The organism is Caldicellulosiruptor bescii DSM 6725 (assembly GCF_000022325.1).
GTDB lineage: Bacteria > Bacillota > Thermoanaerobacteria > Caldicellulosiruptorales > Caldicellulosiruptoraceae > Caldicellulosiruptor > Caldicellulosiruptor bescii.
Genome location: NC_012034.1, coordinates 2,268,407 through 2,284,462 on the forward strand (window position 1 = coordinate 2,268,407; position 16,056 = coordinate 2,284,462).

Here is a 16,056-nt window from a genome sequence, read left to right on the forward strand (position 1 = left end):
TCTGTGGATTACACCAGATTAGGAAAACCAAGCTGTCTAAGAGCTTCATATAAAACAATAGCAACCGAATTTGAAAGATTTAAAGACCTTACATCGCTTATCATAGGTATTCTGTAAGTCCTGTGTATGTTCTGTTCAATAAGCCACTGAGGAAGACCAGCTGTTTCTTTCCCAAACATAAGGTAGCAATTGTCTTCATATGGCGCCTGGGTATAATATTGTTTGCCTTTGGTAGAAAAATAGAATACATTTGCTCCTCTATTTTTCTCAAAAAACTCGTTTAAATCCTTGTAGATTTTCACATCCAAATATTGCCAGTAGTCAAGCCCTGCTCTTTTCAAGTACTTGTCTTCCAATGAAAAACCAAGAGGCTCTATAAGATGGAGCTTGCTTCCTGTACATGCACACGTTCTCGCAATGTTTCCTGTGTTGTATGGAATTTCAGGTTCATGCAGTACTATGTTTATTGGCATGATATTAGAGAAAAAGCCCCCCTTTTTAATTTAGTTTTCCATGAACGCAACATCCATATCAATTTTATCACCGTTGTCAAGTAAAAGTGGCACACATATGTTTATCATTTTTGATGTGCTGAGCGTCATGTTCTCACCTATTAAAATTGAAGGGGGTGTTATCTCAACCTTCAGTCCCTTTTGTGAAAACAGTGTTGAAGTGTTACCCATAATCATATTTGCCATCTCGCCAATCGCACTTTTTGCAAGTTCATCAAAGTCCGATACAGGAAAACCTCCCATCATCATTGACGCAATTTTTTTTGCTGTCTCAATTGACATGCAGAAGTTTACCTGTCCTTTAATATTACCTGTCATTCCAATTATAACAACAACCTGATCAACTTTGTAAGTGGGTTCTTTAATGTACACTTTCCCAAGCTTAAATTCAATGTTTGCGACCTGTTTTAGTACTTGCTGGCTCGCCTGAATAAACGGATTGATGTACTCAACATTTACACTTGCCATTTTATTTGCCTTGTCACCCTGCCACTTTATTTGGCAGAATACAAGACTTTCCCCCTTTCATCATTTTAATACTTTCTCAAATAAAAATGATCTTTTGATTTTTATAGCCTTTGAAGGACAAAGTTCATGACAGCAATAACACCTTATACACTTTTTCAAATCAACATATGCTTTCCTGCTTCTCATCTCAATAGCCTGAGCAGGACATGCATTGAAACACTCTGCACAACCTATACAAATATTTATGTCGAAAATTGGTCTTGGTGAAAGAAAATTATCCAAAAACCTTGCCAAAAATTGTGGAAGCCTTCCTTTCACAAAAGATATCTCGGGTCTTAAGACAAGTTCAAAATTTGATGGAGCAACATCTTCAATCCTCTCACCAACAATCTCAACCTTATCAGGATTTAAAAGTCCTTTTTCATTTGCCACCTCCAAAAGAGGAACATCTTTTATGTCAAGCCCAATGATCTTACAAGCCACATAATCCAAAGCAATTGCATCCTCGGATATTAGCAAAATACCAAGCTCTTTGGGTTTTCCTGCTGACGGTCCTTCCCCTTCCATTGCAACAATGCCGTCCATAATATTTAGCATTGGCTTTGCTACCGTTAAGATTTCAAGTAGCATCTCCATAAACCTTCTGACTTCTTGGAATCTAAAATGCATCTCAGCTTTCTGCCCACCTGGAATAAGCCCAAATAAGTTCTTTACAGCACCTGTATAGACTGCCATCTGATGGGTTTTAAGTTTTGGAAGATTTATGATCCCCTGGCTTTCAAAGTATGGGGATATCAACGAAAGTTTTTTAAAAGTTGTAGTTTCAATACTAAGGTCTTTGTAAGATGTATCATAGTTCAAATAAACATTTTCAAGCTTTTCAAGCACTTTAATTCCTGCAGCTTGATATATACTTTCAAGCCTCTTTTTGGTATACGGTCCACCTGGACTGTCAGCTATTATAATCTTGCTTGCTTTTTCTTTAATGATTTCCACAGTTGCCTGAACAACAGCAGGATGAGTGGTAACAGCATCCTCAGGGTTTTTTTTCATAAGAAGATTAGGTTTTACAAGCACGCAGTCTTTTTTTGGAATTTCATACCCTATTAGATTAATACCCTTCAAAATTGCCTCTTTTACATCCTGCACTTCATATGTATCACACTTTACAATTGCTACTTTACACATTTACCGCTTCCCCCAGAACAAACTTTTCTATCGCTCTTGCCACCCCGTCGTTTTCGTAAGAGCTTGTCACATAATCGGCTATTTTTTTGAGCTCTTCAATAGCATTCCCCATTGCAACGCCAAGCCCGGCAAACTCTATCATCTCAAGGTCATTTTCATTGTCACCTATTGCCATCACTTCCTCAGGTGCTATCCCCAAATATGATATTACAAATTCAAGTGCTCTCTTCTTGTTAACCCCTTCTTTCATAACTTCTAAAATATTAATGTCTGATTTTGTGGTCTCAACACCTGGAATCTCCCTTTCTATTATTTTTCTTACATAATTTACTTTTTCTAAGTCTTTATCAATAATGACAAATTTAGTGATTAAATCACCGCAAGCATTAATAGTATTTTCAGAATCGTCAATTATGATATTAATTCTCTCTTCTTCAGGAAGTTCCTTATTCTTTTCGTAGTAAAATTTAGAGGAATAATCAAGCCTTCTTGCTATCATTGTATCTTGAAAATAATAATGATAATAGATGTCATTTTCTTTGCAAATTCTGGCAATCTCTAAACTTTTTGAATTTTCAAGTCCAATATAATAGATATCATTGTTCTTCTTCAGGTCTCTTACAATCGCTCCGTTGCAGGCAACAATAACTTGGTCATAAAGGCCCAAAACCTTTGCAAAATACATCACTCCTTTGAGGATTCTTCCTGAGCACAAAACAATCTGAACACCTTTTTGTTTTACAAGTTCAATAGCCCTTTTGTTTCTTGAAGAGATATTTTTATTTTTGTCCAAAAGCGTCATGTCAAGGTCAATTGCAATAAGTTTATACATCTTTTGCCTTCACCTATTTTAATAAATTTTAAAGATAATTTGTTACAATTTATTATATCAAAAAAAAATAAAGGCTGCCAATCATGGCAGCCTTTATTTTCAGAATTAATACATATCAGGTGCTGGAGCTGGTGGATTCTTTTCCTTTTCAGGTTTTTCAGCAACAACTGCTTCTGTTGTCAGAAGCATAGCAGCAGCCGATGCAGCGTTCTGAATAGCCGTTCTTGTAACCTTTGTTGGGTCAACAATACCTGCCTCGAACATGTCAACAAATCTCTCGTTGAGTGCGTCAAATCCAACACCAGCTGGGCTTTCTTTTACTTTGTTAACAATAACTGAACCATCTAAACCTGCGTTTTCAGCAATTTGTCTGAGTGGCTCTTCCAAAGCTTTTCTTACAATCATTGCACCTGTCTTTTCATCGCCAGTGAGGCTTTCAATAAGCTTATCAAGGGCTGGAATTGCATTAATTAAAGCTGTACCACCGCCAGGTACAATTCCTTCTTCTACTGCAGCCTTTGTTGCAGCAAGAGCATCTTCAATTCTGAGTTTCTTTTCTTTAAGTTCAGTCTCAGTTGCAGCACCAACATGAATTACTGCAACACCACCAGCAAGTTTTGCAAGTCTTTCCTGAAGTTTTTCTCTGTCAAAGTCAGATGTTGTCTCTTCAATCTGCTTTTTGATTGACTGAATTCTCGCCTTGATTTCGCTTGGGTCGCCTGCACCGTCAACAATAATTGTATTTTCTTTCTGAACTTTTACTTGTCTTGCACGACCAAGCTGGCTGAGTTTTACCTCTCTTAAGTCAAGACCAAGCTCTTCAGAAATTACTTGACCACCAGTTAATATTGCAATGTCTTGAAGCATTGCTTTTCTTCTGTCACCAAATCCTGGTGCTTTTACCGCAACGCACTGGAGTGTTCCTCTGAGCTTGTTTACTACAAGTGTTGCCAATGCTTCGCCTTCAACATCTTCAGCAATTATCAAAAGTTTTCTTCCCTGCTGAACTATCTGTTCAAGAAGCGGCAGAATGTCTTGGATTGTTGAGATTTTCTTATCTGTAATCAAGATGTACGGGTCGTCAAGTACCGCTTCCATTCTCTCTGTGTCTGTTACCATGTATGCAGAGATGTAACCTCTGTCAAACTGCATACCTTCAACTATCTCAAGAGTTGTCTCTGTTGTCTTTGACTCTTCAACAGTGATAACACCGTCATTTGTTACTTTCTCCATTGCATCTGCAACAAGTTTGCCAATCTCTTCGTCACCTGCTGAGATTGAAGCAACATATGTGATGTCTTCTTTTCCTCTTACCTTCTTGCTCATTTTTCTAATTTCTTCTACAACAACATCAACTGCTTTCTGGATACCTTTCCTTAAAATCATTGGGTTTGCACCAGCTGCAATGTTCTTAAGACCTTCTCTTATCATTGCCTGTGCCAGAACTGTTGCAGTTGTTGTACCATCACCTGCAATGTCGTTTGTCTTGGATGCAACCTCTCTTACAATCTGTGCACCCATGTTTTCAAATGGGTCTTCAAGCTCTATCTCTTTTGCAATTGTAACACCGTCATTTACAATCTGTGGTGAACCAAATTTCTTTTCAAGAACAACGTTTCTTCCTTTTGGCCCAAGTGTTACTTTAACTGTATCTGCAAGCTTGTTAACACCACGCTCTAAAGCCCTTCTTGCCTCTTCGTCAAATAATATCATCTTTGCTGCCATCTTTACATCTACCTCCTTTTTTCAATTCAAAATTAGTCTTCAATAATTGCTAAGACGTCATCTTGTCTGATTATTGTGTATTCTTCACCATCAATCTTAATTTCTGTTCCAGCATATTTGCTTACAATTACCTTGTCACCTTTCTTTACAACCATTTCAACCTTCTCACCATCTACTATTCCACCAGGACCAACCTCGATTACTTCAGCAATCTGTGGTTTTTCCTTTACAGTATCTGGAAGAACTATGCCACTCTTTGTTACTTCTTCTCTTTCCTTGAATTTGATGAGTATCCTATCGCCAATTGGTCTTATCTTCATTGAACTTCCCCTCCTTTTTCAAGTTTGTTAGCACTCACTTTCAATGAGTGCTAATCACAATAAATACTATAGTATATTCTTCCTTTTCTAATCAAGTCTGATTTTACCCAAAAAAAGCACACTATATTCAATTTTCGCTGAATTTGATGGGAAAATATTAAAATATCTTCTTCAAACTCTCGTTTTCTCTTTACTGCTCTTATTTTTATATCCCGCTATTCACTTAAAATCCTGTAAAATTTGCTTTCGATACTGGGTAGGACTCAGACCTGTGTACTTTTTGAAAATGTCGTTAAACCGCTGAAGTGAAGAAAACCCACACATCATAGCAATATTGCTAATCTTTAGATTTGAGATGGTTAGATACTCTTTTGCCTTTTCTATACGCTTTGAAAGTAGGTATTCTTTTGGCAAAATCCCAAAATGATTTTTAAATATCCTCGAAAGACTACTTTCAGACATGAAAAATCTCTTTGCAACATCACCCATTTTTATGTCTTCCATGTAGTTATTGTCAATATACTCTTTAATATGTTTTGCAATCAGCGAATAATCGTAATTTTTTATCATCTCAAGACTATCAACTTCTCGTGTTATATATATGAAAAGCTCTAAACATTTTATATAAAGAAGAATACTATTTTTGCTTTCTTTTGCCTCACGGAGAATAGATTCTAAGCAAAAGAAAATATTGCTTCTTTTTCTAACATGAAAAAAATAAAATTTATTTGTTATGTTTTCTAAAACTTTTAAAAAACCATAAATTTCTTTAAGATCATTTACCTTTGCCTTGTTCTCTGGATTTAAATAAAATCCAATTACAATAAACTCAGCCTTAGTTGAACCTATAACCTCGAACTTGTGCTTTGTAAAAGGTTTTATTATCAAAAGGTCACCAGCTTTTAGATCAATTTTTTCTTCCTCTACCCAAAAATCAATGTTTCCTTTCTTTATGAATATAAGTTCATAACTATCATGAATATTGTAATCCATTTTCCAACTATTATCATGAACTCTCTCAAGCGTCTTTACTATTACGGGCAGAATTTTATTAATTGCTTCTATCATCTTCCAACCCCGCTTGTTCTACTTATGACTTTTATATACTGCTTCAAAAATCTCTTCATACGTCATTGCTTTTGAAAATGTTATCCTTTGACCTACCAATAAGTTAGAATTCACATTTTTGCTTTTTATAAACCTTTCAAACGACTCTTTATCTTGAACAACTCCATTTTGGTAAAGAACATCTGCAATGTTATCAATATTGTCAATATAAATGTCCACCGTATTATTGAGATTTGGTAAAACTTCTTTAGCATTTGAAATAGTAACAAAATACATTGCACAAACACCAAGTACCCATCCAACTCCTATCCCCAATAGAAAAAACTTATACCACTTCAGCTTCTCTCCCTCCCAACTATCCTTATAGCAAGCTTTGCTTCTCCCTTGCCAATATTTAAGCTCGATGCAATCTCATCTACTGTATACCCCTGTTTGTAAAGCTCAACCGCCTTTCTGTAAAGTTCTTCTTTTGAATGTTTCTTGCCTTCATCTCTTTGCATATCCTTGCCAGGTTCAATAAAATCTTCTTTTCCTGCATAAGATTTTATCTGATCTGACTTTTCAACTTTTTCCTCAGTGTTTAGATGTTCAGCATCTCCCTTGACTGGTGCTTTTTCAATATCTAAAATCTCACCTTTTGCCCATCTTACCTTGTTTTCTATTCTTTCAATAATATATTCTCCAAAACTGTCCAATTCCTCAACTGTCTCAATGGCTTCACTCAAAAGCTGTGATAGAGTTTTTTGAACCTTTTCCGATTCATGTAAAATCTTCCCGCCTCTTTCTATATCCTTTTTTATCGACCTCAACGACCACAATACTATAATTAACCCAAAAAATATAAACAAAATTACATAGGCGTCCATTTTCTTCTTATCTTCTCCTCTACAGAACTTTATATTCTAATATCAAACCCTTTCTGTTGCTTTTTAGATTTTTTTGGTTCCTGTTTTTCTCTTTCTTGTTTTTGAGAAAGTCTAATCTCAGATGCATTGTCCTTTTCCCTTACTCTTCTCAAATCTTCATCTACTTTTGCCTGGTTTTTCTGGCTATTTATATGCCTTAGCATATTCTCTTTTTGCTGCTCACCAAGCACAACCTGCGACACCTCTGTCGATTTGGGATACAAAATCTTTACATCAATTGGTCTTATATTCATCTTTCATCATCTCCTTCTTATCTACAAAAGCAATAAAAATCCTCAACTTTAAGCATACGGCGCTATCTTTATATCAGCATCTTCTCTGTAAATCTTGCAATATTTTACTGGCTCCTTTATAAGTTTGCACACATTTCCTATGGTTATCTTAACCCCGGGGTAAATGGTATCCTGAACCTTAACAATCCCCTCATTTCTCTCCTCAAGTCTTTTTTCAATTTCCTCAAATTCACTCTGCAATTCTTTTAATTTTTCTGATGCCGTAATCTTTGACCTTGTAAACTTTTGAAGCATTTCTCTTTTCTCGTCTGTCAAAAGACCTGCTGCTTCTATCTTCCTCAAAACCTCAATTCCCTGGTCACATTTTTTTATATTTTCTCTTAACTCTGACATCTCTCTCCTTATCTCTCTGTATCTTTCCACCATCAGAGGGTCAACCCCAACTTCTATCTCAGTAGCGGTGGAAAGATACGAACCTATTACCTTTGCTTCAACCTCTTTGCCAACCTTGCAAGACCCACCAACAATAGAAGCTTTCCTGCCAACAAGAATAAGTTTATTCCCGCACTTTACGTCACTGTGAACAATTGCTTCTGCCTGAACATCTTCACCAGCAACAATAGTAGCATTCTCAATAAACTTTGCAAAAACGCTCTTGCCAGCAACAACTCTACCTTTGCCCATACCTGTAATCCCTTTGTGCAGCACTACATTCCCTTTTGCTTCAATTTCAGCTGCCTCAACAATACCATCTACTTCTACATTTCCTTCAGCAACAACCTTAAAACCAGATAGCACACTCCCTTTTATATGAACATTGCCAACAAAGTTTATGTTACCTGTTGAATTGTCTATGTCAGAGTTAATCTCCAATGTATTTAAAACTGTTACCTTGCCCTCAATGATGCACACCTGACCATCGCACGCAGCTTTTAATGTATGCCCATCAGAATCTATGTATGTATTTTTTCCCCTTGGAAGATTTAACTTTCTCCCTTTTTGCCCTCTTATCACCCCTCCAAAAACATCCATACCATTTTCTCCATCAACAGGGTCTATCATTGTAACAAGAACATCATCTTTTCGCACATTCTGAACAATTCCCAAGTCTTTGTAATCTACTCTTCCATCAGGAAGTTCTTTGGGCCTTATCTCACGTTTGATATCAAAATGATATATGAGTTTTCCATCAACAGGTTTGCCAGGTGGTTTCCCTTGCGCAACCACAATAGGTGTTCCAAAAATGGGATTTTCAACAAGTTTTTTTATAGCTTCATCATCAATCCCAAACGTAATTTTATTTTCCCTCAATTTATTCATCACATTTTCAAACGTCAAATCCACACCATTTTGATTTTGTACAAGCACCACACTTGCTTTTAGCCTATCAGATGTTACCATAACCTTTATATCAACTTTTTGTTCACTTAACATCTCAATCTTTCCCCTTTCCCCGCAAAAAAATAAATATTATTTTTCCAAATACTTTTGTAATGCACTTCTGAGTTTTAAAAGCGCTCGCGTGTGAAGCTGACTTACACGTGATTCAGATACGCCCAGAACTTTTGCTATCTCTTTTATGCTAAGTTCTTCATAGTAATAAAGTACTATCACCATCCTTTCATTCTCCAAAAGATTATCTATCTGCTGCCTCAACACTTCTCTAAGCTCTTCATTCTCTATAAAATGTTCTGGCTGGGACACAAAATCTTCAAGCCCGCCAATTTTGCTTTCATAATTTTGTTCTAAAAAACTTTCCAGTGAAATAATCATCCCACTGGATATCCTGTCTTGCAGTTTCTGAAGTTCCTCTACAGAAATTCCAATTCTCTTAGCAACTTCTTGATTTGTCGGGGTTTTACCTTCTTTTTCTATCTCAATGTAAACCCTTTCTATCTCTTTTGCTTTCTGTCGAATGCTTCGTGGCAAAAAGTCCTGGCTTCTAACACAGTCAATTATTGCTCCTTTTATTCTTGTATATGCATACGTCTCAAATTTGACTCCTTTTTGACTATCAAACTTTTCGATTGCATCAAGAAGACCAATTGAACCATAACTTACCAAGTCATCATACTCAACATTACCACCAAAATAAATGGCCATCCTGCCAGCCACAAGCTTTACAAGTGGCATGTATTTTATTATAAGTTGTTCTTTTATTTTAGGGTCTTTTGTCTTTGTAAACTTTTCCCACAAAAGTGCATCATCCATACCTATTCGTACCTCTCAGCTATTTAAGGATTATGGTCCTTGTTGTCATTCAATATATCTTTAACTATACTTCCAAACACATAACCTATAATCGACACTAAAGCAGTTGCAAAAAATGTGTACTCTCCAGATTTTCTTGTAACAAGACATGCAACAAGAACAATACTTCCACCTACAAGTGCTAAAATCTCAGGTAATAGTTGCTCCCCTTTCAACTTTCAAGTCTTCTCCTTTAAATTGTTTTTGTTCCCTTGCCTATTGTCTTTATTTCAAGCCTACCATCTTCTGAGTAAAATATGATTGTTCTACCATAATTTCCTCCAGTATCTTCTGCCACAATGGGTATATTTTGTTCCTGTAAAACTTTTTTAGCAGCCTCCACATTTCTTTTTCCAATGTTCATAAACTCAGAACGTGTTACCTCAAACATCTGAGCTCCGCCCGCAAGTTTGGCAAACATATTCTTTTTTGCAGCACCAAGTTCTTCCATCTTCTCTATTAGTAGTGGTATACCTGTATCTGCAAACTTTGCAGGATTGGTATTATTTTTTACACCCCAGCTGTAAGGAAGCATAATATGTATCATACCTATTATCTTTGTCTTTGTGTCATATATACACACCCCAACGCAAGAACCAAGTCCAAGGGTGGTAAGAGCGTTCGGATAGCCTGTAACATTCAAATCTGCCATGCCTACCTTTATAATCTCCATCATCTTTTATGCTACTCCCAGTGCTTTTAACATTTTTTGATATGACTCTATTGTTGGTATAAGAAAAAAATCAGCAACAATTCTATTGCTTTCCTCAAAAATCTCTGTTTCGATATAAAGCGCAGTATCACCAGTTTCACCAAACTGAATGGCTGGAAAACTTAAAATTGCACCTGCCATGTCTTCAGCAAGCTGCGGAACAGACTGAATCATTTTAAAACCTGTGAGAGTTGATAGTGCTGTTAAATACGCCCCTGCTAAAATGTTTCCTATCTCCATCAAAGCAGACTTTTCTATATCGGTAAATTCACTGTACCCATTCAAAGTTGTGCCCAATAACATGTTTACAAGAAGGTGGGCAGATGATTGAGACATAACAAACATGATAAATCCTTCTATATCGCCTTCTACATTCAATAAGATTCCAACTACAGGAATCTCTGCCCCGCCAAGTATTTCTGGAACTTCTTGGAGGTTTACCATCTTTACAACAGGAACCTTCATGTTTATTTTCCTGCCTATCATCATGGCAAGAGCTGACACCGCGTTACCTGTTCCTATGTTCCCCAGCTCTTTTAATACATCTAAATACATTTCGTTCATTTCGTTATTTGACAAATTCATAAAAATTAAACCTCCTCGGCTTTCTCAAAAAGCACATCTTCAAGGTTTATGATGTTTATGAGCATCCCATTGTACTTTGCAATCGAAAATTTAAACTCATTCCTGTCTCTCGTTGCTTGGTCAAAATCCTCTTTAGAAAGATATACCACATCTAAAACCTCGTCAATTATCAGTCCTACCTTGAACTCACCTTTCCAGTTAACAATCAAAATTCTTGTCTCTTCACCAAACTCCTCTTTCTCAACACCAATCTTTTCACGAAGGTCTATCACTGGTACAATCTCACCACGAAGATTTATTACTCCTTTTACATACTGCTTTGTGTGAGGTACACGGGTTATTGGCATTAGTTTTTCAATATTCTCTATATTGTTCACATTCAGTCCATAATGCTCATCCGCAAGCCTGAAAACTAAATATTGTTCCATCTTTTTTCACCTCTATACTTTTTTCTTTTACACTGTAAGCATGTTAGGATCAAGTATCATTGCAACAGACCCATCGCCAAGGATTGTTGCACCTGATATGAGTCTAACTCCCTCTAAATACTTTCCAAGCGATTTTATAACAATATCCTGTTGTCCTAAAAGTTTGTCAACAATGATTCCTGTCAGTTTTTCGCCACGTCTTACTATCACAACTGTAAATTTCTTTTTGTCAAGAACTGGCTCTAACCCCACAATAGAATGTAAATGTTTTATTGGAATCACCTGATTTCTCAGCATGATTATTTCCTTTCCTTTTTGAACAACCTTTATATCCTCTTTTGCAACATCCACAATCTCTCTGATTGATGCAACAGGAATTGCATATATCTCATCATGTACAGTGACAAGCAATGCCTGAATGATAGCAAGAGTTAACGGAAGTCGTATAACAAACTTTGTTCCTTTTCCTTTCTGTGTCTTCACTTCAACCATTCCACCAAGCTGTTCAATCTTGGTCTTTACAACATCAAGTCCAACACCACGTCCAGAAAGGTTTGTAACCTTGTCTTTTGTTGAAAAGCTTGGCATAAACAGAAAATCTATTATTTCCTGCTCTGTCAATTCTATTTGGTCCTCTTTCAAAAGCCCCTTTTCTATAGCTTTTTGCTTTACCTTTTCTAAATCAATTCCTTTGCCATCATCTTCAACCTCAATGACAACATTGTTCCCGTCATGATAAGCCGAAAGTTTAATAAGCCCACTTCTTGGTTTGCCGTTTTTGACCCTCTCATCAGGGTCTTCTATTCCATGGTCGGCAGCATTTCTCAGAAGATGAATAAGAGGATCTCCAAGCTCGTCCACAATAGTCCTGTCAACCTCAGTATCCTCACCAGACATTACAAGCTCAAATTCCTTTCCAAGTTCTCTTGCTAAATCTCTCATCATCCTTGGAAAACGTGAAAATACCCTTTCAACCGGGACCATTCGTACCTTCATTACAGCATCGTGTAAACTTGTTGTAATTCTTTCCAAATACTCAATAGACTCTTCGTATTGTCTATCGTTATACTTTTTTGCAAGTCCTTCTATTCGGCTTTTGATTATAATAAGCTCGCTCACCAAGTTCATAAGAACATCTAATCTTTCAATGTCAACTCTAACTGTTTTGCTTGTCTTCTGCAAAGATTCTTGTTTCTGCTGCCTTACAACCTTTACAGTTTCCTGTACTTGTGTCTCTTGCTGTACCTCTTCAATCTCCTCTTTTTCTTCTGCCATACTTACTTCGCCAGACTTTATCTCAAGCGCTTTTACTTCTCTTATCTCTGAAATTGAAAGAATTCTATCTCTTATTTTTTCAATCGGCTGCTTGCTTATAACGGTAATAGAAAACTCAAAATCAAACTTTTCATCCTCAATGTCCTGAACCGAGGGTTTAGAATGAATAATTTCACCAAGTTCCTCAACCGCTCTGAAAACAAGGTATGCACGTGCAGATTTTAAAAGACAGTTCTGGTCAAGCTCAACATCAAATCTGTAAACATTAAACCCTTGGTCCCAAGCACGTTCTATTGCTCTTACAACAAACTCATCATATTCATATTTCTTACCTGCTTTTGTTGCTGAAGACACCGCCACATCTTCGGCAGGTTTCCCTAAAATAGCATTTAAAGCATTGACAAGATGCAAATTTGTCTCTTGTCCTTCTGTACCTGTTGCAATTATAACATCTAAGTATGATTCAAGCGCATCAACTGTCTTGAAAAGAATATCCATGATATTAGGATTTACTTTTAACTTGCCATCGCGTGCAGCAGCAAGAACATTTTCCATCGCATGTGTAAGCTTTTGCATATTGACAAATCCCATTGTGCCGGCCATGCCTTTTAAAGTATGGGCTGACCTGAAAATCTCATTTACAATTTGCAAATCCTCCGGGTTTTCTTCAAGTTTTAGCATATTGTCGTTAAGGCTTTGAATGTGGTCTCTTGCCTCTTCTATAAACATTCCAAGATACTGAGACATATCCATTTTTTCATCACTCTCCTTCTTTTGCACAAAAAGCTTTTTTGGGTATTAATTCTTAAAGCAGACCCTTTTGTCTCATCTTTTGTTGCTGAGCAAAAATAAACCTCACTATTTTGTCTATTTCATTTTGTCTTGCCTCAACAAACTTGCAACCATACATAAACCTGTACGTCGGGTGTTGCACCCTTTCTTTTCTAAGTATCTGTGCTTTTAAGATAAGCTCTTCTTGTTGAATTGGTATCTTGGCCAAGATTAGCTCACCTATTTCAAACTCTTCTTGTGCTATAAAACAAACACCTCCACCACTGATATCCTTTGTGAGGGCTTTTACAATTTTCCCTTCTGAAAAGTCATCTGCTGCCCAATCTTCTTGTGTATTTTCCTTTGATATTTTATCAGAGTTTAAAACCTTAACAAATATATCTAAATTTATTGGAAGTCTGAAAAACATTCTTCTCTGGATTTTCCTAACATCAGATATCTGCTTGACTTTTACTATGTATTCTGGTTCTTTAAACCTCTCCTCAACAATTCCATCAAACATCCACACACCGTCGCTTGAAACCTTGTACACCCTCAAAATCTCATCAATGTAAAATGTTACATAAACTCCTTCTTTTATGGGCGTGAAGATATAAAAATACTCATCTTTTATATCGGCAATTTTGGAAATATACTGCACATCCTTTTCTTCCCACGTGCGTCTGTCTATTCTGACAATTTCAATCTTATCACCTACTTTGAAAATCTTTTGCATAAAAAGCCCCCTCTTTTATTTTTCACGAAGTCTTTTGATAATTGAGTCAATAAACCGCGAAAAACCACCCCGATTTTTTTCCTCAACATTCTCAGAAGATTTTACAAGTTTCATTGCCACATTTTCAACCTGTCGTGAAATGTTGCTCTTTTCATATGATATCATAAATGGTACCTGTTTGATAACTGATTTTGAAACAATACTATTTTCTTCTATATACCCTATATATTCTACTTCTCTTTGCAAAAACCTTTTAATCACGCTATTTAGTCTAAAAAAAATCTCTTCTGCTTCCTTGACCCCATTTACCCGGTTTACCAAAAGGTTTATTTTATGATTAAAATCCCTCGCAATAATTGCCTTTATTATAGCATAAGCATCTGTGATAGAGGTAGGTTCTGGAGTTGTAATTACAATCACCTCATCTGACATCATTACAAACTCCATAACATTTCTTGAAATCCCCGCACCTGTATCTATGAGAACTACGTCAAAAGATTTATTTATCAGCTGGGCACACTCAATTAACCTCAAAAGCCTCTCCTCATCCAAATTGGCAAGGTCAACTATCCCTGAACCACCTGATATAAAATTGATACCCAGCGGCCCTTCTTCCACAATTGAAAATATATCTTTCTTGCCTTCCAAGACATCTTTTACATTGTATTTGGGAGACGTTCCAAGCAAAACTTCAACATTTGAAAGTCCTAAATCAGCGTCAATTATGAGCACTCTTTTACCCATCTTTTTCAAAGCAATTGCCAAGTTAACAGTAAGATTTGTCTTGCCAACACCGCCTTTACCACTTGTAATGGTCACAACCTTTGATTGCGTACCTTGATAGGCAGGAATATTTGTACTAATTTCAGCTTTTCTTACAAGGTTTCTCAGCCCCTGTGCCTGGTCTCTCATAAAACCTTACTCCCTATGATAAGTTTTGCAAATTGTTCAGGGTTAAACTGTTCAATATCATCAGGTACATTTTGACCAGTCGTTATATACGCAATTGGCTTTTGTGTAAAGTAGCGGATATTTAATATGTTCCCATAAGTTGATACTTCATCTACTTTGGTTACGATAACTTTATAATCATTTAAAAATGAATAGGTATTCACCACCTCTTTGAACACCGACGGCTGGGTTGTTGCACTAAGAAGCAAAAACACTTCATCTGGATTTGCTTTGGCGACAAACGCTTTTAGTTCGTCCATATGTTCCTGATTCTTGTGACTTCTTCCCGCAGTGTCAACAAGAACTACATCTGAGTCAGAAAAGTTTTCAATTATTCTATCATACTCGTCCACCTCATACCACACCTTGGTCTTGATATTCATAATCTCAGCATATGTCTTAAGCTGTTCAACCGCAGCAATTCTGTATGTATCTGCTGTAATAAATCCTACCTTTTTCCCATCCTCAAACATGAGTTTAGCAGCAATCTTGGCAATTGTGGTTGTCTTGCCAACACCTGTTGGCCCTACAAAAAACACAATCTTTGGAATTTTTGAGTTGAATGAAAGCGGTGCTGCCACTCCGAGCATATTCTTTATTCCCTTGTATATATTGTTTACTACGTTGTTTATTGAAGCTTCTCCGCTTAGGTTTGAAAACAGCATATTTATAATTTCACTTTCCACGCCATTTTTTATTAAATTTTCTCTCATAACATCAATAAAATTTTTCTTACTAAGTTCTTTTGTCTGACTAATATCTTCTTCCTGCTCTTTCTTTATAACCTCTTTTAAAACCTTTTCAAGAGAATCAATCTTTCTTTCAAGTTCTTTTATCTGGGTCAGTTGGAAGCCCAATGCCAAACTTTCCTGTTTTATAGATTCCTCCTCTTTTTTGACTATCTTTTCATCCTCGCATGCAGCTGTAACCTCTATTAAGGGTCTTTTGAAAAAACCAAATAGACCTTTCTGTCTTACCTTTTTGGTTGAAAGTATAACTGCATCCTTACCCAAATCTGCTTTTATTCTTATTAATGCTTCCTGCATATCATGTGCCAAATACCTCTTGATTCTCAT

20 protein-coding genes are annotated in these 16,056 nt (G+C 36.5%); all 20 read right to left on the bottom strand.

Features of this window, described 5'->3' with window-relative positions; genetic code table 11:
* Positions 1–8 precede the first annotated feature (8 nt).
* Complete coding sequence (gene trmL, locus ATHE_RS10715; protein WP_015908477.1) at positions 9–473, bottom strand: tRNA (uridine(34)/cytosine(34)/5-carboxymethylaminomethyluridine(34)-2'-O)-methyltransferase TrmL; 465 nt, start codon at positions 471–473, stop codon at positions 9–11.
* 30 nt (positions 474–503) lie between these two features.
* On the bottom strand, positions 504–980 hold the full coding sequence (locus ATHE_RS10720) for a chemotaxis protein CheX (protein WP_015908478.1): 477 nt from the start codon (positions 978–980) through the stop codon (positions 504–506).
* Between the two features lie 60 nt (positions 981–1,040).
* Positions 1,041–2,168, bottom strand: a complete 1,128-nt coding sequence (locus ATHE_RS10725; protein WP_015908479.1) for a DUF362 domain-containing protein — start codon at positions 2,166–2,168, stop codon at positions 1,041–1,043.
* On the bottom strand, positions 2,161–3,000 hold the full coding sequence (locus ATHE_RS10730) for a Cof-type HAD-IIB family hydrolase (protein WP_015908480.1): 840 nt from the start codon (positions 2,998–3,000) through the stop codon (positions 2,161–2,163). The genes ATHE_RS10725 and ATHE_RS10730 overlap by 8 nt, the downstream gene beginning before the upstream one ends.
* A 105-nt stretch (positions 3,001–3,105) precedes the next feature.
* Complete coding sequence (gene groL / locus ATHE_RS10735) at positions 3,106–4,725, bottom strand: chaperonin GroEL (protein ID WP_013402565.1); 1,620 nt, start codon at positions 4,723–4,725, stop codon at positions 3,106–3,108.
* A 32-nt stretch (positions 4,726–4,757) separates the two neighbouring features.
* Complete coding sequence (locus ATHE_RS10740; protein WP_011916829.1) at positions 4,758–5,045, bottom strand: co-chaperone GroES; 288 nt, start codon at positions 5,043–5,045, stop codon at positions 4,758–4,760.
* Between the two features lie 219 nt (positions 5,046–5,264).
* Positions 5,265–6,113 (bottom strand): AraC family transcriptional regulator, encoded by an 849-nt coding sequence (locus tag ATHE_RS10745; protein ID WP_015908481.1) that lies wholly within the window; start codon positions 6,111–6,113, stop codon positions 5,265–5,267.
* 18 nt (positions 6,114–6,131) lie between these two features.
* Positions 6,132–6,428 carry an MltG/YceG/YrrL family protein gene (locus ATHE_RS10750; RefSeq protein WP_015908482.1) on the bottom strand — a complete coding sequence of 99 codons (297 nt, stop codon included), beginning with the start codon at positions 6,426–6,428 and terminating at the stop codon, positions 6,132–6,134.
* A 20-nt stretch (positions 6,429–6,448) separates the two neighbouring features.
* Positions 6,449–6,979 carry a DUF6115 domain-containing protein gene (locus ATHE_RS10755; RefSeq protein ID WP_015908483.1) on the bottom strand — a complete coding sequence of 177 codons (531 nt, stop codon included), beginning with the start codon at positions 6,977–6,979 and terminating at the stop codon, positions 6,449–6,451.
* A gap of 29 nt (positions 6,980–7,008) precedes the next feature.
* Complete coding sequence (locus ATHE_RS10760; RefSeq protein ID WP_015908484.1) at positions 7,009–7,272, bottom strand: hypothetical protein; 264 nt, start codon at positions 7,270–7,272, stop codon at positions 7,009–7,011.
* A gap of 48 nt (positions 7,273–7,320) precedes the next feature.
* Positions 7,321–8,706, bottom strand: coding sequence for a DUF342 domain-containing protein (locus tag ATHE_RS10765; RefSeq protein WP_015908485.1), 1,386 nt, complete (start codon positions 8,704–8,706; stop codon positions 7,321–7,323).
* A 36-nt stretch (positions 8,707–8,742) separates the two neighbouring features.
* Complete coding sequence (locus ATHE_RS10770; protein ID WP_015908486.1) at positions 8,743–9,483, bottom strand: FliA/WhiG family RNA polymerase sigma factor; 741 nt, start codon at positions 9,481–9,483, stop codon at positions 8,743–8,745.
* Positions 9,484–9,506: 23 nt separating this feature from the next.
* Positions 9,507–9,698: a hypothetical protein gene (locus ATHE_RS10775; protein WP_015908487.1), complete on the bottom strand. Its 192-nt coding sequence runs from the start codon at positions 9,696–9,698 to the stop codon at positions 9,507–9,509.
* 17 nt (positions 9,699–9,715) lie between these two features.
* Complete coding sequence (locus ATHE_RS10780; protein ID WP_015908488.1) at positions 9,716–10,198, bottom strand: chemotaxis protein CheD; 483 nt, start codon at positions 10,196–10,198, stop codon at positions 9,716–9,718.
* Between the two features lie 3 nt (positions 10,199–10,201).
* Complete coding sequence (locus ATHE_RS10785; protein WP_015908489.1) at positions 10,202–10,819, bottom strand: chemotaxis protein CheC; 618 nt, start codon at positions 10,817–10,819, stop codon at positions 10,202–10,204.
* Positions 10,820–10,824: 5 nt separating this feature from the next.
* A complete protein-coding gene (locus ATHE_RS10790) occupies positions 10,825–11,247 on the bottom strand; it encodes a chemotaxis protein CheW (protein ID WP_015908490.1) in 423 nt (140 codons plus the stop codon).
* A gap of 27 nt (positions 11,248–11,274) precedes the next feature.
* Entirely contained in the window at positions 11,275–13,275 is a 2,001-nt protein-coding gene (locus ATHE_RS10795) for a chemotaxis protein CheA (RefSeq protein ID WP_015908491.1), read from the bottom strand.
* Between the two features lie 52 nt (positions 13,276–13,327).
* A complete protein-coding gene (locus tag ATHE_RS10800; protein WP_015908492.1) occupies positions 13,328–14,029 on the bottom strand; it encodes a flagellar brake protein in 702 nt (233 codons plus the stop codon).
* A gap of 15 nt (positions 14,030–14,044) precedes the next feature.
* On the bottom strand, positions 14,045–14,941 hold the full coding sequence (locus tag ATHE_RS10805) for a MinD/ParA family protein (RefSeq protein WP_015908493.1): 897 nt from the start codon (positions 14,939–14,941) through the stop codon (positions 14,045–14,047).
* Complete coding sequence (gene flhF / locus ATHE_RS10810) at positions 14,938–16,056, bottom strand: flagellar biosynthesis protein FlhF (protein WP_015908494.1); 1,119 nt, start codon at positions 16,054–16,056, stop codon at positions 14,938–14,940. The genes ATHE_RS10805 and flhF overlap by 4 nt, the downstream gene beginning before the upstream one ends.